Here is a 1,014-nt window from a genome sequence, read left to right as displayed (position 1 = left end):
CTTCAATAAATTCCTTAGTTTCTTCAATAAGTAGTTGATCATGCTCATAATAAACCTTGACCTCATTATTTAGTATTTTTAATGCATGTATTAATTGCTCTATATGACCTTCATCAACCTTAATAAATTCTACCTTTACTGGCGAGGAATAGAATTTATTTGCTAAATCCAAATTAGTTTTTCGACAACCAAGCAAAAATCTCGACTCCCTTCGGAATTTTGATTTGATTTTTGTCCAAATATTCACAAACATCTTTATTAAGTGATTGGCTTTTCTCCATTAAAAATTCCTGTTCAATTCTTAACTGAAGCTCTTCAATTTTTTCTTCTGCATCATGTTGATCAATAATGAATATACATTTTTTCTCCTTAAATTGATCTATTTTCCTAAGAGATCTGCTACTTCCAACAAATATTATCGTTGAATCATTTGGTAGAATTGAAGAATGGTTTTGTTGAATATATGAAAAATTTAAAAATGTGCCTTCTGAGCGATCAAATAACAGTTCGCTTAATTGTATGGGTTTTTCGTTAATATTAAGTTCAATCGCAGATATTTTTTCTGTCCATTCCCTTTTATTAGCGTATAAATAGGTTTTAGGGGTGTTTTGCATCATTAACAAATTAAGATTGTACTCTGAATATATACTTTTCAATATGGTATTATCTGATATGTTCTCTACATTGTTCACTCTTCTGGTGTTTTTCACTTGTGTTACTTCAAAATCATAAATTCTTACATACTCAAACCATCTTGTTTCAGGTATATATTTAATACAGTTTGAGCGATCTCTTACCACTATTGCTTTCATTTTTGAATTCGGAATTTTGCCTACTTTTATAACTGAATGAGCGACCCAATCTTCTCCTGTTTTGTAAAGAATCCTCTGTCCTTTTTTTAAGCTAAGATACTTCCTAAATAATGTATTTTTAGATGGGTTCCGGTAATCAAAATCAATTGCTCCAAATACAAAGAAATAAGAGAATAATAGATTGGATGGTACAGATATATAT

The 1,014-nt window shown here is 29.6% G+C and carries 2 protein-coding genes; both read right to left on the bottom strand.

From position 1 onward, the window contains the following. A partial coding sequence (locus V7149_RS09670; protein WP_335345426.1) for a hypothetical protein occupies nt 1–196 on the bottom strand: 196 nt, incomplete at its 3' end. Next, on the bottom strand, nt 174–1,014 hold an 841-nt coding region (locus V7149_RS09665; RefSeq protein WP_335345425.1), incomplete at its 5' end, for a hypothetical protein. The genes V7149_RS09665 and V7149_RS09670, both read right to left, overlap by 23 nt.

The organism is Bacillus sp. JJ1503 (assembly GCF_036965125.1).
Taxonomy (GTDB): Bacteria; Bacillota; Bacilli; order Bacillales; family Cytobacillaceae; genus Cytobacillus.
Note: the sequence above shows the minus strand (reverse complement) of the source record. Positions and strands in the feature narration are given on the sequence as shown.